Annotated in this window: 27 protein-coding genes and 2 pseudogenes; 7 read left to right on the top strand and 22 right to left on the bottom strand. The window is 40.4% G+C overall.

Annotation, left to right across the window (positions count from 1 at the left end):
• Positions 1 to 67 precede the first annotated feature (67 nt).
• Positions 68 to 877 carry a tyrosine-protein phosphatase gene (locus HP552_RS03710; protein ID WP_175394288.1) on the bottom strand — a complete coding sequence of 270 codons (810 nt, stop codon included), beginning with the start codon at positions 875 to 877 and terminating at the stop codon, positions 68 to 70.
• Positions 878 to 1177: 300 nt separating this feature from the next.
• Between HP552_RS03710 and HP552_RS03705 the strand changes: the two genes are divergently transcribed.
• From HP552_RS03705 to HP552_RS03695, 3 genes are all read left to right on the top strand, one after another.
• A complete protein-coding gene (locus HP552_RS03705) occupies positions 1178 to 2656 on the top strand; it encodes an MDR family MFS transporter (RefSeq protein WP_175394287.1) in 1479 nt (492 codons plus the stop codon).
• Complete coding sequence (locus HP552_RS03700) at positions 2653 to 2931, top strand: DUF1648 domain-containing protein (protein ID WP_175394286.1); 279 nt, start codon at positions 2653 to 2655, stop codon at positions 2929 to 2931. The genes HP552_RS03705 and HP552_RS03700 overlap by 4 nt, the downstream gene beginning before the upstream one ends.
• Positions 2932 to 3099: 168 nt before the next feature.
• Positions 3100 to 4005, top strand: coding sequence for a TetR/AcrR family transcriptional regulator (locus tag HP552_RS03695; protein ID WP_175394285.1), 906 nt, complete (start codon positions 3100 to 3102; stop codon positions 4003 to 4005).
• Positions 4006 to 4077: 72 nt separating this feature from the next.
• Here the strand turns inward: HP552_RS03695 and HP552_RS03690 are convergent, their stop codons facing one another.
• Together HP552_RS03690 and HP552_RS03685 are read right to left on the bottom strand one after the other, a co-directional pair.
• Positions 4078 to 5472 carry a sensor histidine kinase gene (locus tag HP552_RS03690; RefSeq protein WP_175394284.1) on the bottom strand — a complete coding sequence of 465 codons (1395 nt, stop codon included), beginning with the start codon at positions 5470 to 5472 and terminating at the stop codon, positions 4078 to 4080.
• Positions 5469 to 6184 (bottom strand): annotated as a pseudogene (locus tag HP552_RS03685) (response regulator transcription factor). Before HP552_RS03685 ends, HP552_RS03690 begins: the two are co-directional and overlap by 4 nt.
• 192 nt (positions 6185 to 6376) lie before the next feature.
• Between HP552_RS03685 and HP552_RS03680 the strand changes: the two are divergent.
• Complete coding sequence (locus HP552_RS03680; protein WP_175394283.1) at positions 6377 to 7858, top strand: alpha/beta hydrolase family protein; 1482 nt, start codon at positions 6377 to 6379, stop codon at positions 7856 to 7858.
• A 318-nt stretch (positions 7859 to 8176) separates the two neighbouring features.
• Here HP552_RS03680 and HP552_RS03675 read toward each other — a convergent pair whose 3' ends face one another.
• Positions 8177 to 8683: a GNAT family N-acetyltransferase gene (locus HP552_RS03675; protein WP_175394282.1), complete on the bottom strand. Its 507-nt coding sequence runs from the start codon at positions 8681 to 8683 to the stop codon at positions 8177 to 8179.
• A 284-nt stretch (positions 8684 to 8967) separates the two neighbouring features.
• Between HP552_RS03675 and HP552_RS03670 the strand changes: the two genes are divergently transcribed.
• Entirely contained in the window at positions 8968 to 9759 is a 792-nt protein-coding gene (locus HP552_RS03670) for a substrate-binding domain-containing protein (RefSeq protein WP_312884199.1), read from the top strand.
• A gap of 391 nt (positions 9760 to 10150) precedes the next feature.
• Here the strand turns inward: HP552_RS03670 and HP552_RS03665 are convergent, their stop codons facing one another.
• The 11 genes from HP552_RS03665 to HP552_RS03615 form a co-directional block, all read right to left on the bottom strand.
• Positions 10151 to 10402: a hypothetical protein gene (locus HP552_RS03665; RefSeq protein ID WP_312884198.1), complete on the bottom strand. Its 252-nt coding sequence runs from the start codon at positions 10400 to 10402 to the stop codon at positions 10151 to 10153.
• A gap of 161 nt (positions 10403 to 10563) precedes the next feature.
• Positions 10564 to 11496 carry an HD domain-containing protein gene (locus HP552_RS03660; RefSeq protein WP_175394281.1) on the bottom strand — a complete coding sequence of 311 codons (933 nt, stop codon included), beginning with the start codon at positions 11494 to 11496 and terminating at the stop codon, positions 10564 to 10566.
• Between the two features lie 164 nt (positions 11497 to 11660).
• Positions 11661 to 12365 (bottom strand): zf-HC2 domain-containing protein, encoded by a 705-nt coding sequence (locus HP552_RS03655; RefSeq protein ID WP_175394280.1) that lies wholly within the window; start codon positions 12363 to 12365, stop codon positions 11661 to 11663.
• Positions 12362 to 12856, bottom strand: coding sequence for an RNA polymerase sigma factor (locus tag HP552_RS03650; RefSeq protein ID WP_312884197.1), 495 nt, complete (start codon positions 12854 to 12856; stop codon positions 12362 to 12364). The genes HP552_RS03655 and HP552_RS03650 overlap by 4 nt, the downstream gene beginning before the upstream one ends.
• Before the next feature lie 626 nt (positions 12857 to 13482).
• Positions 13483 to 13800, bottom strand: a complete 318-nt coding sequence (locus HP552_RS03645; RefSeq protein WP_175394279.1) for a hypothetical protein — start codon at positions 13798 to 13800, stop codon at positions 13483 to 13485.
• Between the two features lie 320 nt (positions 13801 to 14120).
• Positions 14121 to 14375 carry a type II toxin-antitoxin system HicB family antitoxin gene (locus tag HP552_RS03640; RefSeq protein ID WP_175394278.1) on the bottom strand — a complete coding sequence of 85 codons (255 nt, stop codon included), beginning with the start codon at positions 14373 to 14375 and terminating at the stop codon, positions 14121 to 14123.
• A 252-nt stretch (positions 14376 to 14627) separates the two neighbouring features.
• Positions 14628 to 14870, bottom strand: coding sequence for an Imm8 family immunity protein (locus HP552_RS03635; RefSeq protein ID WP_175394277.1), 243 nt, complete (start codon positions 14868 to 14870; stop codon positions 14628 to 14630).
• 1248 nt (positions 14871 to 16118) lie between these two features.
• Entirely contained in the window at positions 16119 to 16472 is a 354-nt protein-coding gene (locus HP552_RS03630; protein WP_246310742.1) for a protein-tyrosine phosphatase family protein, read from the bottom strand.
• A 64-nt stretch (positions 16473 to 16536) separates the two neighbouring features.
• Positions 16537 to 17448, bottom strand: a complete 912-nt coding sequence (locus HP552_RS03625; protein WP_175394275.1) for a flavin-containing monooxygenase — start codon at positions 17446 to 17448, stop codon at positions 16537 to 16539.
• Between the two features lie 67 nt (positions 17449 to 17515).
• Positions 17516 to 18931 carry an NAD(P)-binding domain-containing protein gene (locus HP552_RS03620; protein ID WP_175394274.1) on the bottom strand — a complete coding sequence of 472 codons (1416 nt, stop codon included), beginning with the start codon at positions 18929 to 18931 and terminating at the stop codon, positions 17516 to 17518.
• A gap of 64 nt (positions 18932 to 18995) precedes the next feature.
• Positions 18996 to 19424, bottom strand: a complete 429-nt coding sequence (locus HP552_RS03615; protein ID WP_175394300.1) for a MarR family winged helix-turn-helix transcriptional regulator — start codon at positions 19422 to 19424, stop codon at positions 18996 to 18998.
• Between the two features lie 141 nt (positions 19425 to 19565).
• Between HP552_RS03615 and HP552_RS03610 the strand changes: the two genes are divergently transcribed.
• Positions 19566 to 20060 (top strand): arsinothricin resistance N-acetyltransferase ArsN1 family A, encoded by a 495-nt coding sequence (locus HP552_RS03610; protein ID WP_175394299.1) that lies wholly within the window; start codon positions 19566 to 19568, stop codon positions 20058 to 20060.
• A 169-nt stretch (positions 20061 to 20229) separates the two neighbouring features.
• Here HP552_RS03610 and HP552_RS03605 read toward each other — a convergent pair whose 3' ends face one another.
• From HP552_RS03605 to HP552_RS03590, 4 genes are all read right to left on the bottom strand, one after another.
• Entirely contained in the window at positions 20230 to 20667 is a 438-nt protein-coding gene (locus HP552_RS03605; RefSeq protein ID WP_175394273.1) for a hypothetical protein, read from the bottom strand.
• 123 nt (positions 20668 to 20790) lie between these two features.
• A complete protein-coding gene (locus HP552_RS03600) occupies positions 20791 to 21135 on the bottom strand; it encodes a hypothetical protein (RefSeq protein WP_175394272.1) in 345 nt (114 codons plus the stop codon).
• 6 nt (positions 21136 to 21141) lie between these two features.
• Entirely contained in the window at positions 21142 to 21405 is a 264-nt protein-coding gene (locus tag HP552_RS03595; RefSeq protein WP_175394271.1) for a hypothetical protein, read from the bottom strand.
• Entirely contained in the window at positions 21402 to 21614 is a 213-nt protein-coding gene (locus HP552_RS03590; RefSeq protein ID WP_175394270.1) for a hypothetical protein, read from the bottom strand. The genes HP552_RS03595 and HP552_RS03590 overlap by 4 nt, the downstream gene beginning before the upstream one ends.
• A gap of 302 nt (positions 21615 to 21916) precedes the next feature.
• On the opposite strand from HP552_RS03590, the gene HP552_RS03585 reads away from it, so the two are divergent.
• A complete protein-coding gene (locus HP552_RS03585) occupies positions 21917 to 22330 on the top strand; it encodes a hypothetical protein (protein ID WP_175394269.1) in 414 nt (137 codons plus the stop codon).
• A gap of 439 nt (positions 22331 to 22769) precedes the next feature.
• Here HP552_RS03585 and HP552_RS03580 read toward each other — a convergent pair whose 3' ends face one another.
• From HP552_RS03580 to HP552_RS03570, 3 genes and pseudogenes are all read right to left on the bottom strand, one after another.
• Complete coding sequence (locus HP552_RS03580; RefSeq protein ID WP_175394268.1) at positions 22770 to 23141, bottom strand: hypothetical protein; 372 nt, start codon at positions 23139 to 23141, stop codon at positions 22770 to 22772.
• A gap of 699 nt (positions 23142 to 23840) precedes the next feature.
• Positions 23841 to 24938 (bottom strand): NADH:flavin oxidoreductase, encoded by a 1098-nt coding sequence (locus HP552_RS03575; protein WP_175394298.1) that lies wholly within the window; start codon positions 24936 to 24938, stop codon positions 23841 to 23843.
• A 530-nt stretch (positions 24939 to 25468) separates the two neighbouring features.
• Positions 25469 to 25999 (bottom strand): annotated as a pseudogene (locus HP552_RS03570) (excinuclease ABC subunit UvrA); the annotation flags it as partial.
• Positions 26000 to 26103 lie beyond the last annotated feature (104 nt).

The raw sequence follows: 26103 nt of genomic DNA, 5'->3' as shown, positions 1-26103 counted from the left end.
TTTCATAAAAGAATAGTGACATCGTATTAGTACTGATAAGTTTAAACAAGAATATATCATCACGATTTTAAGCATTCTCAAGCGCAAACGACTTGAAACGTACGATGTGGCTTTCGGGAATATCACATTCCTGTTCCAAATAATGTTCTATGTTCTCATGTCTGCCGAGAATATCCTGAAGCACATCCTCTAGATAATCACGCCTCACCTCCAGCATTGGCTTGATTCTTTCAGAAGGCACGCGATATAAACTCATCAGACGAATCATTTTTTCTGCTTTTTTCATACGGGGTCCGATTCGTACATTGGAATATAAGTAATCCTTCATGACGTTCTCGTACGGAACCTTTAGAAGAAGCTGGATGATTGCAGCCAAAAATCCGGTTCGGTCCTTTCCCCCAGTACAGTGAATAAGAACAGGAAGATTTCCTTCTTTGGCAAGCAACCCAAATAGCTCTTTGAGCGTTGACTGAGCGCTCGTCCCCATATGACGATACATGTCCTTCATCGTTTTCTCGAAATCAAGCCCGTCTCCATGAAAGATCAGATGTTTCATGAACTCAAGGCGCGTAAACGCCTGACTCTGATCCTGCAACGTCAAATTTGCAATTGGTGTTCCCTTGTTCAGCATGCGGCTTTTGTTTGACTTTTGCTCTGTTTCTGTCCTCAAATCACAGATTAATTGGAGACCAAGCTGGTCGAACCGTGCCATATCTCCTTTCGATAGTTTCGACAATTCATCCGAACGAAATAGTATTCCCCTTCTTACTCTTTTTCCATCGGTTGTAGCATAACCTCCAAAATCCCTGAAATTATTCAATCCGTCGAAGTGAGACAGGGAGGCGGAATTTAGATTATTGTTATTATTGTTCTTCATGTGCGTTCCTACTTTCTGACCATCCAAAAGTTTTTAGTTATATACGAGCATTTTCTGTTGAAACTCAACAATCATATTAGTGTGACTTATTAGTTTTGTAAAGAACTTATTGTTCAAAATATTAATTTTTATATTGTATTCAAGGATTGACACAGCATCTTACTGAACGCTATGATGAATCTGCGACCTTATAGTTTTTAATAAAACCAATTGGTTCATAGGGGCTTCTGCTCCTTGGGGTAAGTTGAAGCCGGCTCAACTTGATCCTAATCATTTTCATAAGAAAGCAGGTTTACGTATATGTCACAACCGTCTTTGAGTAATGAATCTCGCAAGGAAGGTTCCTTTTCGCTTCTTCCCTACCTTCCGCCGTTATTTGCGATTGTCATAGGAACATTTATGGTGATCTTAGATAGCACCGCTGTCAATGTAGCTCTCCCAACCTGGGTAATCGAATTCGGTGTAACACTTCAAACCATGCAATGGGCAGTGACCGCCTACACTTTGGCGCTCTCGGCAGTCATCCCCTTGGCTGGATGGCTATCGGACAAATTGGGCGCCAAGAGAGTGTTCCTCTCTTCCATAGCATTTTTTACGCTTGGCTCCATTCTTTGTGCATTCGCACAAACGCCTGGACAATTGATTTTGTTTCGAATCGTTCAAGGGCTGGGGGGAGGCATGGTTTCTCCCATTGGGATGGCTATGGTTTATCGCCTGGCACCCCCGGACAAACGCGGGTCTATTATTGGCATGTTAGGCATTCCGATGCTGCTCGCTCCCGCCCTCGGACCCGTATTATCCGGCTGGTTAGTAGAGTATGTGAGCTGGCATTGGATTTTCTGGATCAACCTGCCGATCGGATTACTGGGAATATGGATTGGAATGACGCACTTACCCGCCTTTCAAGCTCAAGGCAATCCATCATTGGATACCGTGGGAATGATTCTCGGTCCGACTGCTTTCGCCTGCTTGACGTATGGTTTCAGCGAAGCCGGTATGGGCCTTGCTTCTTCACGTGCCTTCTTAGGCTTATCTGTCGGTGCTGTTTTGCTTGTGCTTTTCGTGATTTCGTGTTTGTTACAGCGACAGCCTCTCCTCGAATTGCGCGTATTTCGATCCGCTCCATTCACTTTCGGAATCCTGACATCTTGGATTATGCAAACAGCACTATTCGGCACCGTGCTATTGTTCCCGTTGCTCCTTCAGCAAGTCAAACAACTCGGCCCGCTGGATACAGGCCTGCATCTGTTGCCTCAAGCGGTCGGTTCCATGATTTTCATGCCGCTTGCGGGTAAATGGTTCGATCGGACTGGAGTACGACCGCCTCTGACATTAGGGATGCTTCTTATTGCCGGAGGGCTGTGCACGATGGCACTGGTTGGCACGAAGCAGGAACCCGCCTTTATTATGATAATTCTGTTTGCTCTCGGTTCTGGCATGGGCCTGTCCATGATGTCACTCAATACTTATGTATTGAATGCAACGCCCCCTCGTATGGTCAGCCGGGTTACCCCGCTTACGAGTGCTTCTCAGCAGGTGGTTTCATCACTTGCCATTGCTGGTTTCACGGGATACCTTTCGTCGCATATTACAACCAATATGGAAGGTAATATGCCTACAACTGAAGCTTCAATCGCCGCCTTCAGCGACACGTTCTGGATGGCTGCATGCATTGCGGGACTGGGACTTGTGCTCGGTTTATTTTTGAAAAAAACGCAGACACCAGTGAAAGAACATACCTCTATGAGTGAGATGCAAAGAAAGGATACAGCTACATGATAAAATTTCTCTTCGATCCGAAAACTCCCGTTATGGTAACTGCGCTTGCGCTGCTTGCTGCCATGATTGCAGTCTGGTTTTCTCCATCGGAAATCCCCATCCATTTTATGAATGGACATGCGGACAGGTTTGTCAGCAAATGGATAGGCCTATTCTCCTCTCCAGGCATCATGCTGCTTTTGCTCTGGATCCGGAAATGGTCGGACACTGCTGTGTGGATCATCTATGTGTTGGCACTATTGCAGATATTCATGTTATGGGTTGCCTTCATTTAAATACGTCTTGTAGCCAGCTTGATCAGTAGCCATACACTGCATTCAAAGGGATATCGTTTTCCTGTGCGGGATCTTCTTTTTTGCTCGTCGAATATTGGTTATACTTATGCAAGGAGGTTGGAAAGGAATAACGCCCGATATCCGTAATGAGTGATAAGGAGAATTAGCATGAGTTTATTGAAAGAAAAGATCATCCAATCCGCCGTCCGTCTTTTCATGGAGAAGGGCTACAGAGCGACGTCCATTCAGGATATCGCTGACGATTGCAGCATTGCCAAAGGCTCCTTGTACAAGGTCTTCGGATCCAAGGAAGATTTGTTTATCTGCATTTTAAAGCAACGTCAGCAATATATGATGGATGAGGTAGAGCGAATTCGAAAACTTGCATTGCCCCGCCGGGAAACCTATCTGGCCGAGATCACAAGTTTATTTCAATTTTTTAGCCGTCACGGCTATTACATTTCCCGGGACTATACTGAATTTCCCCCGGCGAGCAGCGACAATGTGTATTCCCTTATTCAACAGATCCAGATTCAGATGTTCAATTATTATGAGAACCTGTTATCAAGACAGTATGGTTCAGCCATCTCGCAATGGAAGTGGGATGTGACCTCTCTGTTCAGCGGTCTAGTTCGTGAATATACCTTTCATCTGTTATTCGCCTTCAAACCGATTCACATCGAACAACTGGCCTTATTTATCGCGGAACGCATGGATGATTTGGTTGAGGGATTGGTTAAGACCTCTCCGCAGGCTTTATTGACAACCGAGCTTATGAAGGAATATGAAGCGGTAGATTTGGAGTCCCTTGTGCCAACAAACTCGGCAAGAATGTCTTCATTACTTCATACCATACAGTCGATCATCCCTGAGCTGTATGTCCCTAATGTCAGAAAAAGTGAATTAGAGCAAGTGGCGAAATTACTGGAGGAAGAGATGAACAAGGAAGTGCCGCGGGCCTTTCTGATCCAAGCATTGCTCCGCGACTTGTCCGTCGAACCTGAGTTGTCCTCCCATGCGGATCAGCTGCAGCAGCGGTTAGGTGAAATTCGCCAAGAGAATAAACCAAGGTAATCAAGCCAAATGATAAGCCCGTAAGCTTTAGGACTGTTTTAGCTTAGGGCTTATTTCAATGTGCCAGCATTCTCAGAAAGGAAAGTAAATGGAAATCAGTGTACCCTTAGCCTTACGATTCACCCAGACGACTCCGTTATGCCTCTCAACCGAGCCTTTCACGATGGAAAGTCCCAATCCGGACCCCCCGTCATTGGGGCGCGCCCGGTCTCCGCGTACAAACGGATCGAAAACCGTTTCCAGTAAGTCTGCCGATATCCCTGGACCATCATCCCCCACGGTCAGAAGCAAACCTTCCGTTCTTTCTTCCAAGGTAAGCGAGGCATGAGCTCCATGAGTATTGTACTTCAACGCATTCGCGAGCAAATTATGAATAATTCTTCTTATTAAGCCTTCATGAAAATGAAATATGACCGGCTTATCAGGTATCGTAACATCCAAATGAATGCCTTTCCGCTCAAAGGAGTCATACAGATCGGCGGCTTCCGTACGGCAGATCTCCGCGAGATCGCCTTTCACACGTTCAAAAGAGAACGAGGCGTTTTCGAGCTTGGTCAGCTCCAACAGGTCATTAACGAGAGAACCAATAAAAAGGGCTTTCCGGTGAATGTGCCCCGCATACTTTTTGCGTTGAAGATCGTCCTGTTCCAGTCCTAAACGCAAGACCTCCGCATATCCCTGAATGGTGGTAACGGGGGTCTTCAAGTCATGCGAAATGTCCATTAACATACGTGTACGGTCATTTTCCAGCCGCCGCTTGTCCTCGTGCGCTTTCTTCAGCCTGGTTGTCATCCGGTTGAAATTCAGCTGAATTTCCATCAGTTCCCTATTGGCCTTGATTTGAAGGTGCTCCCCTTGCTCCTCTTCTGAAACTTCCGCCAGTCTATTCGAGACCGCTTGGAGTGGGAGGGTTATCTTTCTGGCGGTAATCCAGCTGTATAACCAGAGAATGAGAGAAAACCCTGCAACAAACACAACCAATCCAGTCACAATAAGTTTGACAAAATACGCAGTCTGTTCCCAATCTGTTCTGACCATTCTGCTTCCCTTTATGAGCATTCCTCCGGGTATGGCCACTAGCAAATGATACTTTGCTCCCGTTTTCGTAAATTGAGGTGCAATGGAGTAATAACCTGAATCGGAAGATTCATAGAATAGACTTAGCAGTTCTTCTTCCGTATAACTTTTAGGATATTCTGCATCTGCACGTCCCCGATAAAAAACGACACGGTTATTTTCATCCAGAACCTGCACATAACCACCTAAAGACGCTACAGTTTCATAGGGAATATCCTCCCAATGCTCCCGAACCAAATTGTCCGCCTCCACCAAAGGCAAAGTTCGGTTCATGTATCCATCCCGAGCACCGTACATAGCGCTATACACCAGATAACAGATTAAAGCAAAAATGATGGTAAACCAGACATAATTGATCATTAGGCTTGAATGCATGCTGCGTGTTTTCATTCGCCGCTCTCCTGGCTGACCAATTTGTATCCCAATCCCTTAATGGTCCGAAGATAGCGTGGATGCTTGGGATCATCCTCAAGCTTGTCCCTAAGTCTGCTGATCTGTACCATAACGGTATTGCTATCCTCAAGGTAAGGCTCGTTCCATACCGCTTCATAGATTTGTTTCTTGGTATAGATTCGTCCCGGAGCATTCATGAACAGGTTTAACAGCTTATATTCCAACGGTCCGAGCACAATGCTCTGATTCTCTCGATACAGCATGCAGGACTCATGATCCAACTGTAATGAACCGCATATACTTCGCGCAGGCTTTATTTCAGCAACCGGTTGAGCGCCAAGGAGGTCATAATATCTCCGCAACTGTGCTTGGATGCGCGCCACGACTTCAATCGGACTGAAAGGCTTCGCTATAAAATCATCCGCGCCAAGTCCAAGTCCTGTAACTTTGTCTACATTCCCGGTTTTGGCCGAAACGATGATGACTGGCAGCCTCAGCTTCTCGCGAATACGGCTAATTAACTGATAGCCATCCATTCCAGGCATCATAATATCGATTAGTGCAAGGTCTATATGTTCCCTCTGAAGGAGGACCCAGGCTTCCTCCCCATTGCCGCTTCCCTCACAGCATAATTCTCCTTTTCAAGGAAAATCCTCAGCAGTTCCACAATATCTTCTTCGTCGTCTACGATCAAGATCGTGCGTGTCATGTTTAGGTTTGGGTTATGATTCATTTCTGTCTTTCCTCCAAACTAGCAATTTCTCCTACCATTACTATACATGCTTATCATCGGTTGAGGTTCTCTACAATTCATTTGTAAGGATCATGTAAGATTGGCTACAGGATCTTTACAGTTACATGTAGTAATCTTTAAATTACAATACATGATTTAGGAGGCTTTATGCGAAATATTGAAGTGCTACTTCTCATTGTGAATACGATTCTGCTCTTCGTTTGTGCTTTCCTTCGTCTCCCCAAAAGAGCCCTGCTGCAAACGACTGGTGCCGGAATTTTGTTGTTATGTGCAGGAATTCAGATCCTTCTTGAAGGCTACCGCTGGCAAAATATTCCTCTATACGGATCGACTCTCATTATCGGTTTAATGGCTTTACAGTCGTATAGAGCTGGAAGATCAGATCAATCGATCCTAAAAACCTCTGTCTCTAAGACAAAAACGCGGTTGAAACAAGCTGTGGTCATTCTGCTCCTGGCAGTCTATACCAGCATTGCAGCCCTCTTGCCAATCATCTTGCCGGTCTTTGCCTTCTCAGAACCAACTGGCTCTTTTCCAGTAGGAACGACCACGCTCTTCATGGAAGACGTCACGAGAAGCGAACCAGAAACAGACAACCCCGGTGATCACCGGAAGCTCATGGTTCAGATATGGTACCCTGCTGAAAGTGCTTCGGAGGCACCAAATGCAGATTATATTGAGAATGTGCCTGTTGTATTATCTGGTCTTCGGGAAGCCGTGTCTATGCCGCCTTTTTTACTTTCTCAACTTCGTTATGTAAAAACACATGCTTATACAGATGCCAAAATATCATCTGAGCAGGAACGCTTTCCGCTGCTGCTGTTTTCTCCAGGTCTAACCGGTTTTCGTAACCAAAACACATTTCAGGTGGAGGAGCTGGCCAGCCAGGGGTACATCGTGGTCGGCATTGATCATCCTTACGATGCGGCAGCCGTTATATATCCTGATCAATCAACGGCTCTGCTCAAATTGGAAGGTTTATCGGGCTTTGAAGATTATAAAGCGAAGACCCGCTATTGGGTTGATGACACCAAATTTGTTCTCGATCATATCGAGGCCATGTCCTCGTCAGCACAGTCTGGAATTCTCTCGGGAAAAGTGGATATGAAGCGAATCGGGGTGTTCGGCCATTCATTCGGTGGTGCAACAGCAGCCCAGATGCTGATGAAGGATTCTCGAATCCAAGCGGCTCTGAATATGGACGGAGTCCTTTACGGCGAGCCCGTTCCCGAGCATGGCTTCGATAAACCGTATTTGCAGATGAATGCAGCTCAAAGCATCGACTACGAATGGTTTGCGCAATCTCTGGATCAAGCCGTTGAAGCTTCCGATCATGACCGGGACCATTATGAGCGATTTTGGGCCGAGTCCCAGCAAAGACGAAAAAAAGCAGCTATGGGAAAGGATTCTTACTTTGTCGTTTTTGACCATGCCAACCATATGAGTTTCACGGACTTTTATCTATTCTCCCCATTACTGCCGCCGAGAGGTGCTGAGCCAAAACTTGTACAGACATATATTAACGAATTGTCGACGGCCTTCTTTGATAAATACCTGAAAGGAAAACAGGAGATCATCATGGAAACAATCGTACGGGATCGGAGCAATGTTACTTTGCAAAAGCCTTAATTTGGAGGCGAATTCTGGAATTACGGAACAACGATCTGTTAGCAATGCAACCACCGTGAATTCAAGTCTTAATCCATAGGAAGGCATTCAACTTTTTTAGAAGGCGTTTTCCATGCGTAAACATTCTAATTCAGCTTCGAGAGCTTCAACGGACCACCCCAATTGCTAGATGGCGTCTAACAATTGGGGTGCAATTCATGCTTGACGGGCCAAATTTTAACTAAAGCTAGGATAGAGGCTAAGCCATAAGAATTCAGTACCTTAGTGAAAGAAACGTTAGAGCATAAATAATTAGGCTTAGCGATTCAACACAAAAACTCAATCCCATTCCGACGCTATAACCCCCATAATATACGTATCGTGAAACTCTCCCTCAAAAAAAGCATGTTTCCTTAATTTCCCTTCCACACAAAATCCCACTTTCTTATACAAACTAATAGCTTGTTCATTAACACCTCTTGTTGTTAAGTAAATTTTATTTAAACGTAGTTGCTTAAAGCCAATGTCAAGCATTTGCTTCATAGCAGGTTCTCCATAACCTTGTCCACGAGCTTCTGGAGCTAACAAGATACCAATACTTGCTCTACCATGTTCAAGTTCTATATTTTGAAGAAAAACCCATCCAATTAGACGCTTTTCTTCATTTTTTATAGCTAATAACAGATCTCCGTCTTGACGTTTTTTCTCCACATGATTCAGAGTTTGTTCATAGTTCAATGGAGTTCTTCCAACCATGGAAATAGAAACGGAGTCATTCAACCAGTGATGCAGTTCTTTAATGTAATCTGTTTCAAAAGCATGTAGAGTTACTTGTTTATCGCTCATTTTTCTTCCTCTTTTCATAAAATTATTTATAGTAAATATAAATTGACACGATTCAAGTAATTATTTTTCATTGTAAACTTCAAATAAATAACTGAAAGGGTCATTTTTGTTATCTGTTTCCGACTTTCTTTCATGTAGTGATATAGCAAATGATGCTAAAATCAAGATACAAGCACACATATAGATTAAACTCAACATGCCCAACACTAGACCCATACAAGTTCCTCCTAAACTTTTTATACATTGATAAAAGCTTAGATTATGGAACCCGTTTCAGAGCAAGCATGGAAAATTTGAAAGGAGAAAAAATGGCCGGCGTCTCAATTACAACCGTATCCCGTGTAATTAATAATCAGCCGTATGTAAGCTTAGAAAAAATAGAAGCGGTTAGACGAGCTATTGAGACAAGCAAATATGAAAAAAACATAAATGCCGTCCATTTAAGTAAAGGAAAAACCTTTCTTATAGGTGTTGCAATCCCATTTTTTAATCATCCTTTTTTTGCTTTGATCGTAGAGGGTATTGCAAACGAAGCATTGAATTCTAACTATAAGATGGTTCTATTCCAGACTAATTATGAAGAGAGTCGGGAAATTGAATCGTTAGATATGTTAAAACAAAAGCAAATAGACGCTTTGATTATCTGTTCCAGAATTTGTGAATGGAATGTTATAGATACCTATTTAAATTATGGACCAATCATCTTTTGTGAAAATACGGGAGACAAAAATGTTTCTTCAATATATATGGATCATTATAAAAGTTTCTCCAAGGGTTTAGAGTATTTGTATTCTAAAGGTCATAGAAAGATTGGCATTTGCGTAGGGAGAAAAGTGGGAACGAACGGTGTGCAAAGGATATCAGCCTATAGGGATTTTTTAAGAAAGCTCAACGAACCATTTGAATCTGAATATATTTTCTCAGACTATTATGATTTCGAGGATGGGCACGAGATTGTTGAAAAATTAATAAACCTGAATAATCCTCCCTCAGCTTTATTGGTTTCAAACGACCAAGTAGCTGCAGGAATAGTTACATGTAGTAAGGAAAAGGGAATTTCAATACGGCAGTTATAGGATTTGACAATCAACCAATAGTTGAAATTATGAATATTACTACAATTGAAATACCTCTAGTGGAGATGGGAAGAAAGTTATTACTTCGGACAATTAGTAATGAAGTTCTTTCATGCGAAGAAATAGCAGTTAAAATAGTTGAAAGACTCACAGTTTAGTAAAAAACTTTGGCGGTTCCAACTTGCTTTTGTGACTATTTCCAAGCGCATCGATAAATAAACCGATTCAGAATGCATCAAAACTAACTTTTGTTACCGAAAAAAATAAAGCGCCTGCTAATCCGCAGACTACTCATGGCTTTTCAACTAACCTGCACGTTAGTTGAACAAAAAGCAGCTAATCACATGGATCAGCTGCTTTCTTAGTTTTAACGCTATCGTTTCCCGTTAGTTCAATGTCTTGGCGCATAAATACGGTCAGTATCCGTATCAATTACAACATCTGGCCTATCATCTATTTCGTGTGAAGAAGGTAGACGCTCAAATTGAAACATCCTACAAAAAATATCTGTAAATTTACTTATGTCTTTACAACGAGTTTTGGCTATTTTATATTTCTTTTTTAATTCCGAAATTGAACATTTCTTGCCGATGATAAGTACATTTTCAAAATAACCATCAATTTCAACTATCAAGTTAATCACCGCCGGTCGCTATCCAGCCTGTAAGCTCAAAAGTATTGATACATAAGATTATTAACGGTCTCTTAGTTAACCCGTCTTTACCAAACCCTTTCGTTCCAACATCATTTGCCAGAGGGGAAGAAATGAAGGTAACTTAACTATCGATACATCAGATACGCCTTCTATACGACCAGATTCGCCGAGTTGACATACACCGTCTTCTGACCATTCTTAGTCTTAAAGTCACCATTCTCCAACTTGTCTAAGAATCCTGTAGTGTGAGCTTCAAGCATGTCAATGAGGTGAACTATGTAAGCCCAAATGGTTACTGGCTTATCGGCAAATTCACCGTGATGCCCCAACTGAACTGAAATAATATCGTAATAAAACTTCTCGCCAAACGTCACCACGATTTCATCTTTATTTCTCATCGTGATCTCAGCACCAAAAACCCTGTGACTTATATAGGACAATTCGGTGTAAACACCATCTTCAATTTCTAACACCTTACCTATATCGTGAAGGATAATGCTCAGGTAGAGTAAATCACCCCAAGGAGCTAGTCGAGAATCATTTTCGATCAAGGTTTTAGCAAGACGAAGCATCTTCATCGTATGGTTCATCAAACCACCGATCTGAGCGTCATGCATCTTCGCCCCCGCCCAAGTAACCTTGAACGGATCGAACAAATTTTCCTTCTGAAAAATGCCGAATAATAGAGTTGCAGCGGGCTGAGTGAGGTTACTGTTTACAAATTGCACGAAACTTTTGAAAACTGATTCCACATCTATTCGCTTGTAAAAGATATTGATATCCGTTACACCGTGCTGGAAGTTTATTTCTGTTAATGTCAACTCGATTTTATCGTTGTAGGAATCAACATTGCCTTTAATCAAGGCAATAGCCCCTACAAGGTTGTTGATGTTGAGATTGTTCTGAAGGTACTCGTCACAAATCTTGAAACCTATTGTCTTACCGTAGTAATGACAAGTACCGTATATAGGTGCCTTACTTGCCGCATCTGTCTTTGGTGTGTAATCAGTGATGTAGATAAGTCCGTTGATAATCTCCCCGTCTTTAACGCTATGCAAATCTATAGGCTGTATGTTTATCACTACTTAATCTCACCTCAAAAATATTGGTCATCAAAATAATTCTATATCATCAATGCAAACCCCTTTTTATTCCAGTGGCCTGCCCGTTAGTTGAATTAAAGCAGCTGATCAAAGTGATCAGCTGCTTTCTTGGTTTTATTACGTAATCATTTCCCGTTAGTTCATTAGTTGTCCTGCGCGAAATGAGCTTCGACTTCGGCGCTCGCAGGCGGCAGTTCCATTCCTTTTTTCCACACGAGTACAGGATCCTCTTCGCTTCCGAAGTACAGCGCCTCGATGGCTTTGCCGTTACCGTGATTCGCTTGGTAAGCATTGTTTTCCGCTTCGCCGAACGTGTAGTACATATTGAACAGTCCCACTTCGGTGATCGGTTTCTTCTTTAAAATGGGACGTACCGGGGTGACGTAAAATCTTCCGGATTCGTCGGTTTCGAACTTGGTTCGGTTCAGATCATACCCGTCTGTAATCTTCACGTGGTAGACGATCCGGCCGTCCGACAGCCGGGACACGTCCGAGATTTGGATGACGTCGGAAGGGACGGGTCGAGTGTTCCATTGGAACAAACCAACGTACCCGAGCAGCAAGACTGCGCAGAAGGAAGCCGCGATAACAGCCCCTTTCAGAAACGCTCTCAGCTTCGCACGGCTCCATAACGCGGAGAGAGACTGCAGAGCCGTCCCTTCGAGGCGGTTCGCCTCCAGCATCGACGGGGGCAGCGGCAATGCGACTTCGATGTTCGCGAGCGCCAACCGGCAACTATCGCATGCCGCGAGATGTTCCTCTATGAATTGTCGGCTTGCCTCGCTGCACACCTCGTCCACGTAGAGTGGCAATAAATCCTTAATGATTTCGCATTTGGCGGTGCTCATGTCTGTTCCTCCTCAAGCTTGGCGATTAATTGATGTTTGGCGCGATGGAAGGTCACTCTTGCCCAGGTCTCGGTTTTCCCGAACAGCAGACTGATTTGAGCGAACGGTAACTCCCCGAACACCCGTAAGGTGAACACTTCCTTGTATGGTTCGCCGAGCCGGTGCAAAGCCTGATGGATGCGGAACGCCTGTTCCTTGTCCGCAAGCGTTGCTTCGAACGTTTCGCCGGCATGCACTGAATAGTCTAGTTCGTTTGTAGGCGCCTGCCTCTTCTGCTTGTCCAAATAGGAAAAGTAACTGTTTTTGGCGATTTGGCAGAGCCAGACACTCATTTTGCACTCGCCTCGGAACGAATCGATTTTCTTCATTGCTTTGAAGAAGGTATCCTGCGTAATCTCTTCGGCGACGGCGGCATCTTGGCTGAGCGATAACACAAAGGTGTATACGGGCTGGAAGTATTCAGCGTACATTTGCTCAAAATCGGTGGTCACATTCTCACGTCCTTACGACTATATGACTACGGAGGCCGAATTTCGTTACAGCCTGGACAGAAGATTTTTAATTTTCGTGTGACAATAGGCATGGGAATTCTTCAAAACATCGTATCATTTAGAGTTTAGGGAGGAGATTGTCTTGCGGATTCAATTCACATCGTTCATCCCATGAAAAAGAAAATGACAGTCCAGAATGTGAAAATAAAGTTCTGAACTGTCAGATTTGATGAACTATCTTTTCCTGTTAGTTTAATGGCTTATTAGTCCTTTTTGGAGGAGTTGGGAATTACAAACCTTGAATTTTAAATAAATCCAAAACCGCAATTATAGACAATCTCAAACCACTATTCCATCGTTGTTTGTTTTCGGCAATGGTACAATGTTCTTGTCCCGCGACATCAAACCTTTTCTCTCTGTTGTTAGTATACCAACAAATTAGTGGGCATTCTGGTGTAATACACCTGACACTATATATTGCCTTTTATAAGAAAAACCTTTGAACTCTTGATAGGGTTCAATGGTATTAGGAATGTTTTACGAACGGACCCTACAATTCCTCATCTGCAGGCTGTTTTTTCACATATGATTCACTATACTATATCTTCACGGATTGACTTAAAACCTTATAGAGACAAGTGATCGTCCTCTACTTCTCCAGACAAATTAAATATCATTTGGTACAATGCAGCATACGAATCTTTGTAGTGCATTCTAATTGTGGTAACTACATGATTATAACCATCATCTGGCCAATTAGTAATACGAAGAGAAACACTATCCATAAACAACTCTACGTCATTTTCATTATAATCCGGGAATTCTTCGTTAAATTCTTGACTGCATTCTTTCTTATAATTGTTGAAATATTTCCAAAAACCAACGTAACTTCGTTCTTCTAGACTATACAATTGGACAAAATCTTTTATTCCTTGTATATCCATAATAGACTCCTCTAATGTTATTTTTCTGTTTTATGTTTACCGATAAGTAAATTTAACCTGACCTGATTTTTCATCCCAGTTTCCATAGAAACGATAATCACCAAATACTTTTGATATGTTTTTAGTTCATATTGGTACCATGTCTTACCTATTTTAACACCTTGATTGGATAGTCTCTTAATTCCTGCCTCACCTTCACTTCGTACAATTCCTTTACGTAATGCATTGACAAATATCCCTACCAATGATTAGATTTACATTTAATCAGTAATTGGACAAGTTCTTGTCCCTAGACAGGATTTTTGTTTAATTATGTACAGTTAACTAGTCATATTCGCTTCAATTAAATATGCTTTATCTTTAGGGTTTAACAATTGAGGCATTATTCTTTGAGGAAGTGGAATATCTTCATTTGGTTCTCCATCTAAAAATAATTCTAGTGCTTCTTTTGCCATGATTAGTGCCTCTTCAACAGAATGCCCAAAGGTAATGCATCCAGGAAGATCGGGAAATGTAACGTTAATCCCATCATCTGCAATGTTAAAAATTGCGTAGTATTGATAGGTTCGAATCATATAGGGCTCACCCCTCTATTTATACCCAGCTTGTTTTTTTATACTACCTAATGTCTTCGACTTATTTGTTAAGCAATCCTACCCGTTAGCTATTAATAAAAAGCAGCAGATCTCAATGATCGGCTGCTTTTTGGATTTATTGAGCTATCGTTTCCCGTAATTTGAAAATTCGATATGTATGCTTCGTAAGAGTCCCTCTACGTTTCATCTTATCTTTTCCCTTGGCTTCAAAATAACTCGTTTCCTGTAATTTCATTGTTCAGATTCCCAAATTGCATAGCGAGAAATGCCATGAATTACATCATCCCAAAAAGTTCTTTGACAATTTCCTAAGATTGTATTTATACGATACTCTACTTTTGAAATATTATAATCACTTGTAATTAAGTATCCTCGTCCTAGTTCAATTTTATCTGAACCTTCTAGTACTTTCAATAACCACTTAGGGCTGACAATATAGAATCTAAATACCTCATCCTTTACTTCCGACTTCACCTATAAAGGCATCTAAACAAACGTAAAATTCATCAGGATCAACCCATTCTTCTGACATTACATGTGTGAACTTTAACTCTGGAACTATCAAACTTCCACCTTCTTTTTTAATTTGATTCTATCATACTGCTTTAAAACTAACCTGCCCGTTAGTTGAATGGATTAACGGGCAAAATAACTATTAAATGTACGCCTAATCAGCAATAGGAATATGTTCTTATCCCGCGGTGCCCCAAAGCCAGGTAATTCCGCACCAAAAATAAGAGATAAGTTTTTAGTGCATTGTTTTTATTAAAATTTGGAGAAAATCTAATATTTTGATCAATGGGTCTTAGTAGTTTATTAACTCGGTGATTGAAGTTATATAGCAATCCAGATAAACCTTATAAAAAATGCGGAGATAAAAGAAAAAAAGATCGTATTCATTGCTATGTATTGTCCCTTCCTATTTAGAACATATAAAGCGACAATAAAAGGTAGGAGCGTTAATAAAAGATACATGATGGTATGTAATTTTGGTGGTCCCTCAAAAGCAATAAATCCCTCTCCAGTAGTTAACAGAAGTGTAATAAAAAAATTAAAGAAAACTAATCCACCGCAAACACTTAATATAGCAGTCCCAATAAGTAGAAAAATTCGAAAAATGATATTCAACTCCTTTCTATATTAAAATCGGATAATTTTACAAAATCATTAGTACTAACTGCTTGAATTATTGCTGAAAATGGTATTTTGAACTCATTACTGTCCTAGTTATATCCTCAATCTCAATCTGCAAGTGTCCTTCGGGCAAATCCTGATTCATTGACTCATCCAAAAGCTTTAACTGTGCTTGTTTTCCCTCTCAGCTTCTTTCTGTTTTCGTTTAGATCTCTTCTTGCCTTTTCTTCTCTTCTTCCTCAATTTCAGCTGTCTTTCTTTTTAACCAGAGATGATTTGACTAACTGTTTTAGCGGAAAGATCTGTTCTTTGCATACTCAAGTGATTTACTTTAATAATCTTTTTCCTGATGTATGAGTTGAGTGCTGTCAAACTCTGCTTCTTGGCCATTACCCTAAGTTTTCCCTTTGATTCACTTACGTTTTAATTTTCTTTGCCTACAACATGTGATGAGCACTTACGTTTGGTCTTAGTACCTTCACGAACAAATGGATAGCTAAGCAAAAAACGAGCAGTCTAGGAATTATAGACTGCCCATTGTTTGTTGAACTAACGTTTCCCGTTAGTTTAACGGTTAAGATCATTGTTTTAGTATAATTTCTTTAATAGTTCCTTTTGCATTGGCTTAATATTGATGATACTTCTGATGGTTTTTGCCTTTAACTCAGCATCCTCAATGGAACTGGCTAACCCTAGTTCTAACAGAGTGCCAGCTGCTACGGTCCCTGTTCTACCTTTGCCTCCTCCACAGTGAAAGGCAACTTTCTTGCCGGCATTATACGCTCTGACAACCTCATGAATGGCTTGTTTGAAAAGCTCGGCTTCATGTTCTTTCGTATCGTCATCAAGCGGAACCTTTACCCACTTCACATGATCTGCTGGATACGCACACTCTGTTGCTTCTTCTCGAAGATCCACCACGACCTCAATGCCTTCGTTCAAAACCATTGCCTCTACGTCGGCAGCTCCGCCCTAAAAACTTGTTCAGCAATAAGTGCATGGTATTTCAAGGTACACCTAATGAGTCAAGAATGTTCAATCCACTAAGATATTCGAAATTCGGAATATAACCTGTGGCAAAAAGAACGACATCCACATCTTCACGAGTCTCATCTGCCCACACTATCCCATTTTCCGTAAAGGCTTTAAACATCAGTTTGGTATCTGGCTTACCTTGATCGATAGCATTTTTATATATACCTGTATCAAGGACACCGTCACTGCTTTTTTGCAATAGCCGTTTCCCCCAAGTTGATTGATCAAGCCTAAGTATGGTTAGCCAAAAGTGAATATCTTTCCCCGCAATGACCTGCGGCTTGAATTTGATCGGTCTTCTGGATGCAATCGTTACATGAGCCGTCCTAGCAAGTTCAACCGCTATTTGGACCGCTGAATTGCCTCCTCCCACTACAATGATCCGTTTATTTTTAAACTCTTTCTCATTTCGGTAGTCTTTGGCATGAAGCATTTCCCCCTTAAATTCATGCATGCCAGGAATGTCTGGAATATGAGGATTTACGAATGCCCCACTTGCACAAATGATGGACCGTGTTCGAAACTGTTCTCCGCTTGAGGTATGGACTGTATAGATATCGCTTTCCTTATCCACCTTAATTACTTCTTGCCCTGTGTATATTGGAAAATTAAATGTAGCTGCGTAGGACTTTAAGTATTGAACAACCTCATCTCTACGCGGATATACATTTGCACCGCCTGGAAATGCGAGTCCTGGCAATGAGGAATACGACGCAGGTGAGAACAACGTTAAGCTATCATAATAATTTGCCCATGATCCTAAATGCTCTTCACTCTTTTCCAGTAAGATAAAGTTCCGTTTAGCTTCTTGTAAGTAGTAGGCTGCTGCCAAACCGGATTGACCACCACCAATAACGATGCAATCATAAATCATGTTTTTCATTTCTCTCCCTCCTTCTATAAAAAAGCTACTGCATCACGTTCCGGATGCAGTAGCTTTAAATTCTGGTTTATCCGCAGCAAGAATTTGATCCTGCCTTTTCTGTTTTTGAAGGAGAGCAGCAATTCGAAGATGATGTTTCCTCCACTTGAACCGGTTCACAGCAGCTGTCCTTGCTATTAGCACCAAGACTGCAAACCCCCGTCTCCGGCAGTTCCAGTTCTACTTTTTGAGCTGACTCCATATCTCCCACCAAAGCCGCTACAATGGATCTGACTTGCTCATATCCCGTTGCCATTAGGAAGGTTGGCGCTCTTCCATAACTTTTGGCACCCACGATATAAAAGTCCTTTTCAGGTTGACGCAGTTCTTTTTCGCCATGTGGTCGAACTGTACCGCAGCTGTGTACATTGGGGTCAATCAATGGTGCAAGCTCATAAACACAGTCTAAGCTTGGGTCGGTTAATACCCGAACTTCTCTCACCATTGATAAGTCAGGACGAGAGCCTGTGTTACCTACAATTTCATCGATGTGATCTATAACCACTTTTTCATCTTTAATGGTTCCGGTAACCTGGATCTGTTCACCTTGTTTTTGAAGTTCTTCAATATGGAATCCTGTCAGGCCCTTTACGGCACCGGATTCAACCACCTTTTGAATGCGAGTACCCAGTTCCCCCCTTGCCTGAAGCCCATCTAATTCTCGTCCTCCATAAACATCCTCAATATTCGCCTTGCGAATAGCCCAAACGATTTCAGTTCCCGACTCCTCTTTTTGAAGCTGGGCAAGTTCAAGCAACGTGTTGATCGCAGAATGTCCGCTTCCTACAACAAGCACCTTCTTGCCGCTATAACGATTTCTCTCTCTTCCTAATACAGCAGGAATACCGTATGAAATTTGACTATTAAGCGCTTTTTCCTCTTCTGAAAATATACCGTCTGAACGAAGCGGGTTGGGATTGGACCATGTCCCAGAAGCATCGATAACAGCCCGCGCTTCATAAATAAACGAAGATCCGTTTTGTTCAACATGGATCACAAACGGCAGTTTCTCACGCCCACTTGTTTTCACTTTACTTAACCCTTTGCGACTGATCGCAGTAACTTTCGTATTCAAGTGTACATTTGGACTTAATTCAGGTAGCGCAGCCAAAGGTTTTAGATAATGCTCAACAATTTCCTTACCCGTTGGGATCTTTTCGTTTTGTGGAGCAACCCAATTCGCCGATAGCAGTAACTCTTTAGCAGCTTTATCGATGTTATATTGCCATGGCGAGAACAGTCGTACATGTTCCCATTTTCTAATGTTTGCCCCTACTTCATCTCCAGCTTCAAACAACATAAACGGCTCACCTTTTGAAATGAGTTGTGCCGCTGCCGCAAGACCAACCGGTCCAGCTCCAATAATTGCAACAGGTAATTTGCCCTTCTCTTGTACAGGTGCTTCGCAGCAGTCTACTTGATTCACAGGAATATTTTTAATCATTTAAGTTTCCTCCTCATAATTAATTGCATTTTGCAAGTATTGTATTAAATAAATGGGATAAGTATTATCCCAGTGGTGTACAGCATACGCTGGATTTCGCCATGCTTTCGTTTAGCAGTTTGACGGCGTTGATGACCATATCCCGTTCAAACTCAGACATATGCGAAAAGACTTCTTTTAAATAATCATTCATCTGCTCATCAATGACCGTAGCAACAAACTTACCTTGTGTAGTCAAGGATAATATGTAAATCCGTCGATCTTCAGGTAAGGGTTTTTTTTGAACCAAACCCAATTTTACGAGACTTTGAACTTGGCGGCTAAAGGTCGTGATGTCAATGGAGAGTGCATCTGCCACTTGCTGAATGGATGGATTATGTTTACGATCAATTTCATAAATGATATGACTCTGAACAAGTGAAATATCTAATCCTCCTGCGGTGCAACAGTTTTTATCCAACAATCCAAATCGCCGTGTCATGATCTGAAACATTTCTCTTACGTTGTTTTCCAATTACCTCACCTCTTGTTATAGTTATACCCGTATTATTTGCAAATTGCAAATGTTTTTTTTTCCTTCCCATTTCAAATTACATTGTGATATATAAACATATACAAAAACAACATAGGAGTGATCAACATGGTAATTCTGCGGCAAGCTACCGAAGTGGATCTGGGAAGCATTTTAACTATCTATAACCAAGGTATTGAAGACCGCATTGCCACGCTAGAAACAGATATAAAAGATGAAGCTTACATGTCTGAATGGTTTAACAAGCACCAGGGGCGTCACTCGGTGCTTATAGCCGAACAAAATGATCAAGTGGTTGGATGGGCTTCTATTAATTCATATAATTCTAGAAGCGCGTATGACGGTGTCGGTGACCTCTCCATTTATATCCATCGTGATCATCGTGGTAAAGGAATAGGCAATCGGTTGCTTCAGAAATTAGAGGAAATCGGTAAACAGAATAACTTTTATAAGTTTGTTCTTTTCACCTTTCCATTTAATACGCTTGGTCAGAGCCTATATCATAAAGCTGGATACCGAGAAGTAGGTGTATTTCAGAATCAAGGCTATCTGGAAGGAAAATTTGTAGATGTGATGGCTATGGAAAAATTATTATAAACATCGAGCCGTATTGATCTTATACTACCTAGGTTAACGAATTACTTGAACACGATAAATTAACCTAACCTGCCCGTTAGTTGAACAAAAGCAGCTGATCACATTGACCAGCTGCTTTCTTTATATTGTAACATTAACATTTCCCGTTAGTTTAACAACTTATGGTGGTTTATTTTTTCACTACATTCATGACGACAAATCCTAAATCGTAACTGTGGCGGAAAGTTATTTGATATTTTTCTACTTTCTTGTCTACCTCATTGTTAATAACCTTGTGAACACTTGCTATTACATCCAATACATAAAAACCACCATCTACCGTTCTCATATTCGCCACTTGAAACGGGTCAATGCTATAAACATTTTCTTTCCCTGTCTTTAAGTATTGTTTTTCTTGGAGCGCAAATAGTGTCTTCCTTTGTAATTCAGTCGTTAACATACGCTCCAATTGTTCTTCTCTAGTTTGTGGGAATCTCCATAATGCAACCCATTCAATGGAATCCTTACCTTTAGTCGCTTCATCATGCGGATGAGCTGCACTTACTGACGGAATGGATAATATAGCCCCAATAGAAAGGACTAGAATAGACATAAAAATCTTTCTCATACAATCACCTCACCATGATTATTCCTCATATGGATGAGTTTTATGTATAAAGGAGTTGTTCTGTTAAACTGCCCGTTAGTTGAACAAAAGCAGCCGATCTCATGAATCAGCTGCTGATTTCTATTACTCCTCAATATTAAAGGGCTCTATCTTGTGCCACTTCTGCAAAAGTAACACTGGAGGGATATACACAGGCATGATCCACTGATACATTAACGCTTTGGTTAAATCCCCCAACCAGAATCGCTCCTGGTCATCCAACTGCATTTTGTAAGCACCACTTGCCATAGAATAACCTTTGCTTATCAGTTCGCGAGCTTCATCGTAGCTAAATTCCTCTCCCTTATTCTGCTCAATTTGTTCCAAGACAGATTCATATGCTATTCGTTGTTTCTGCTCTTCTCCCTCTGTCTTCTCGAGATCATATACTACTGAAAAATCCAACCCTTTCAGCTTATTTTTCTCCACCCAGTCTTAAAACTTATCTGTAATAAATACTTCCACGGCAGCTGTTTCCTTAATTTTAAAAATATATGTATTTTCAGGTATTTTAGCTTTATCAAACACCAAATTTTCGAAACTCATCCACGATCCATCTTTAAATCTACGAATATCTGAACGAAGATAATCCACACAATCCAGTACATTCGTAACATTTATCATAAATATATTTTTATCTTCATTACATAATGGCAGAAACTCTACTTTGTTTAGCAGAATGTGATCTTTCTCCATCATAAGCTTAACCGCTCTGAAACAACGGGTTGACCAATAATATAATGAGGGAAATCGCTATAAACTCTTTTATAAAGAGTCTCTACATCAATTTTTGTCCAACCTTCTAATTTTGATCCACCTTCAAATGAACTATTTATTGGATGAGATTCCTCTTCCACCGCTTCCAACAATTTAACTTTAGAATGTTTAATTAACTTAAAAACCTTCAAATCGTCCTCTCCTTACCTAGATAATACAACACAAACAATTATTATGTTAAACTAACCTGCCCGTAGTTGAATTAAAGCAGACGATCAAAGGGATCAGCTGCTTACTTGGCTTGATTACACTATTGTTTCCCGTTAGCTTAAAGATTTGAGAATTTAACTGATTCTTTTTCGTTAGTTTAATACAAACATATCATAGTACTCTTCTATCCACCTAAGTAAAAAAGTGGTATAAAAAAGGGAGGTTAGGATCATCCTATTACTAATAAATAGTAGTATCTAATTATTAGGAGGGGCTGGTGCTTATGAAAAAGATATTCCATGCTTCAATTGTTATTTTAATTCTGCTTATTAGTTCAACAGCCAATGCCGAACCCACCGCTACCAAAGTACCGAATGCAACTGCAAACTCAGTCGAACTTGTTGACAAAACAAACAGTAAGATTCCAGTTACTGATAATATTTCTTCCGTTATAGAGACAAGTTGGAGCTCTGTTTATTATGATTTTTATGGGGAGCCGGGACATAATTTTACTGTAACATGGCAAAAACTTGTTAATGGTAAGTATGTAACCCAACAAGTTTGGGCGGATAATTTTGATGAAAAGGGCCAGAGGCCAGGATCTTGGGCCCAGGGAGCCAACACATCGTGGAAAGTTCTTTTAGAAGATTCTGACAACGAATCTTCTGCAACATATACCTACACTATTGGTAACTGAAGCAAAAAAGTCCTTAGTTTTTATAAGGGCTTTTTTTTATTAATTCACCATAAATAAGTAACATAATATCTCAACAATTATATTAAGAATGTGTCAGTAGCTATCTTTATTATTTTCAACTAACCTGCCCGTTAGCTTAATGAAACAGATATCATATTCTAATCGACATTGTACCGATTGTAGTTTGCCCGTGGTGCGGGCAATCGCATGTATTTGATAACGCAGTATAGACCAAGGATTATTTCCTTGGTCTATACTTTATTTAAATTCATCAAGCGCATTAATTCGTAAAGGCAGATTATTTAGTTGTTGAATAGTGATTCTTACTCTTTCGATATTTTATTTACCCACCATAATATTAGACTAATTCCGGTATTAAGACTATGCTAAAACCAATAATTATCAACATTGAATCGCTCCTTTAAGATGTGAATGTTAGTTATTTACTATTGATCGTCGAAGCTAATTGTTCATATACTATTTCTTTCATTTCATTGTTCAAATTCCCTACTCTAATTAGTTCCGAATACCATAATCCATCAATAGCCAATCTTATGATCGCAGCTGTAACCTCATCCAATCCATCCTTGCTCAATTCTTCGTATAAACTTTCAATATTCTCTTTAAAAGCTGAAAGCATAATCGGATCTGTAAACAAAGCCGCTGTATACACAGAAACAACTTTGATAGAAGAATTACTATCTAGTATCGTGGATTCTAGATAGGCACGATGCCACTTTCCATTGGAAACTGGATCTTCATCTGCTTTCTCCCTTATACCGTTTATAAAGGCGTCAGATAATTTATACAAATGTAACCCGTTTTAATTATTCTATATTCAGGAATTATTAAGTTAATTGGTAAAGGAATCTTCTTCACTTTCACACAAAATAACTGGCTTACAAGCCAGTGCACTTGTTAAATAAGTTATTTTGATCTTTCAGAACTTTATCCTCTCTAACTAATTCAGAAATCCTCAACGATAGACCATCGGGCTGAGTGATTTCATTAATAATTTTAGTTTTTTCCTTACATTGTTATGATAATAATTTGTAATCTTCTAGTTCTGTACAAACAGCTCGTGTAATAAGATTATCGCTTACTTTTGAGAAACAAATGCATGAAGAATACGTTTCATCTTGTCTTTGTAACCCCCTTACAGTTAAATCTTTATCAACAAACACGAACATTTTTAATTAAAAATATATAAATGAAACCTTTGTCCACTTTTTCAAAAAAAATCTCGTTTTGTTTTGTATTTTCCACAATAGTATTTTCAAAATAGATGTGCGCAACAACTAGTTCTTGATTAAAATATTTAAAAATTTGTTATATCGCCAAATAGGCTAGTGAACCCAACGACATCTAATGACCTAAACACCCATCAATTTTAAACTAACGCATCATGACTAAGTGGGGTATAGAAGTAAAACATGGTTTAGTTGCTATTATACAAAAAAAGAAAAGCAAGATCACGTAAGTGTTCTCGCTTTTCTACTAATCTTTTTAATCAAAATAAAGTACTCAAATCCTTTTTTTTGAAAACTTGAACTTCTTTTTCCTTACCATTTTTTATTTTTGTTACCCATGCTGGATCCCCAATCAAAGCACGACCGATTGCGATTAAGTCGAAGTCTTCTTTGTCTAGTTTATTCCACAGTTCTTCTAAATGAGCAGTTGTGTCATTCTCCTCTGTTTCATCGATGTTTTTAGTTAACTGAGCAGTTAAACCTACAGATCCCACTGAAATGACTGGCTTTCCAGTAATTTTTTTAGTCCATGCCGCTAAATTGAGATTCGACCCTTCAAATTCAGCCTCCCAAAAGCGACGAGTCGATGCATGGAAAATATCAACACCAGCTTCGACAAGCGGTACTAGAAAGCTCTTTAACTCTTCTGGACTATTAGCTAGTTTATAGTCGTAGTCATTTAACTTCCATTGAGAAAATCGGAAAATGATCGGAAAGTCAGGAGCAGTTGCTGCTCTAACTGCTTTAATCACCTTAACAGCAAAGCGGGTACGCTGTACTAAATCACCGCCGTATTCATCCGTCCTTTTATTAAAAGACTCTGCAAAAAATTGGTCAATAAGATAGCCGTGTGCTCCGTGTATTTCAACAGCATCAAAACCTAGATTCTTTGCATTTTCTGCAGCTTCTGCATATTTTTTTATGATTTGATCAATCTCATCGATTGATAGAGGTTCAGAACTTGGCTTACCTTCATAATTTATACCTGAAGGACCAACCGGTTTAGCATTTGAGAGAGGAAACTTATTAGGATCTCTTGCCATTCCAGTGTGCCATATCTGTGGGGCAATTTTCCCGCCAACTTTATGGACTTCCTCAACAATATGAGCCCACTCTTGCAATGCTTTTTCCCCAAATAAATGAGGCACATCGTGTTCTGCACCTGCAACTTCATGATCTATTAGGACACCTTCCGTGATGATTAAACCAACTTCATTTTCAGCTCTACGCCGGTAGTATGCTGCCACATCAGGATTGGGTATTCCTTCTGGTGAAAAACATCGAGTCATTGGAGCCATGACAACTCGATTCTTTAGTTTTAAACTCCCAATCTCAAACGGTTTCCACATAGAAGTCATGATATTTTCCACGTTAGTTAACTCCTTTTAGTCGAATTTGAATAAATAAGGATCAAAACATAAAGTAACAAAATAAGCAATAAATACCTCCTTTTTTCATTTGTGGAATAATGATATCACAAAATGTATAATGAAATGCAAGTAGAAATTTTCTGCGACGATACCCCGTTTTATGTTATTAATACTCCCCTTTTCAAGGTTCTATATCATAGTTATGCTAGGTAACTTTTAATAAGTTTTAAGATGAGATAATATACTAGCTTAGTAGGCAGATTTAATAACTGCTAGAATCTTCCAATGGAAAGGGATACTATGGAAAGAGATACTATGGAAAGAGATACTATGGAAAGAGATATCTAAAATTGTATAGAAGGCATCAACTCATCACTCTCTACAAATGGAGATAACAAATGTAACAGTTACATAAAGCAGTTAATAATCGACACACAAATACAGAAAGCAAATTTAACTTAAACTCTGTGATTCCTCCCCGCTAGAAGGCACATGGTCTACTTAACTGTCAGAGGAAAGCCTGTGGTCGGTTCGTCCATCACATATAGGGTTTTCCCAGTGGCTGGCTTTAAAAGTTCTGCTGCAAGCTTTACCCGCTGAGCTTCTCCTCCAGATAACGTTGTGGATGCTTGTCCCAGTTGGACATAACCCAGCCTCACTTTGCAAATTGCTTCAATTCTTTTACGAATTTTCGGCATGTTTTCGAAGAACGTTAAAGCTTCTTCAGCGGTCATAGCCAACACATCCGCAATATTTTCCTCCTTGTAATAGATTTCCAAAGTTTCACGGTTAAATCGTTTCCCTTTGCACACCTCACAAGGAACAAATACATCAGGAAGAAAATGCATTCGGATTTTAAATACACCATCTCCAGTACAAGCTTCACATCGTCCCCCCTTTACATTAAAAGAGAATCCTCTCGCTTCGTACCCACGTACTTTTGCTTCACTTGTAAGTGCATAATGGGAACGGATAAGGTCAAACAAACCTGTATATGTCGCAGGATTAGATTGCGGCGAACGCCCAATTGGGCTTTGATCAATGTGGATCGACAATTATCATCAGACATTCAGGTGGAGTTAATCGTCTATTTTTAGGAATGGAATCCTTGTTGTGTACCTTGAATGGACTGTAAGCAGATTGTTGGTCTGAT

Origin of the sequence: Paenibacillus xylanilyticus (genome assembly GCF_013359935.1) — a bacterium.
Taxonomy (GTDB): domain Bacteria; phylum Bacillota; class Bacilli; order Paenibacillales; family Paenibacillaceae; genus Paenibacillus; species Paenibacillus xylanilyticus.
The sequence above is the reverse complement of the archived record's forward strand: the minus strand, read 5'-3'. Positions and strand labels throughout refer to the sequence as shown.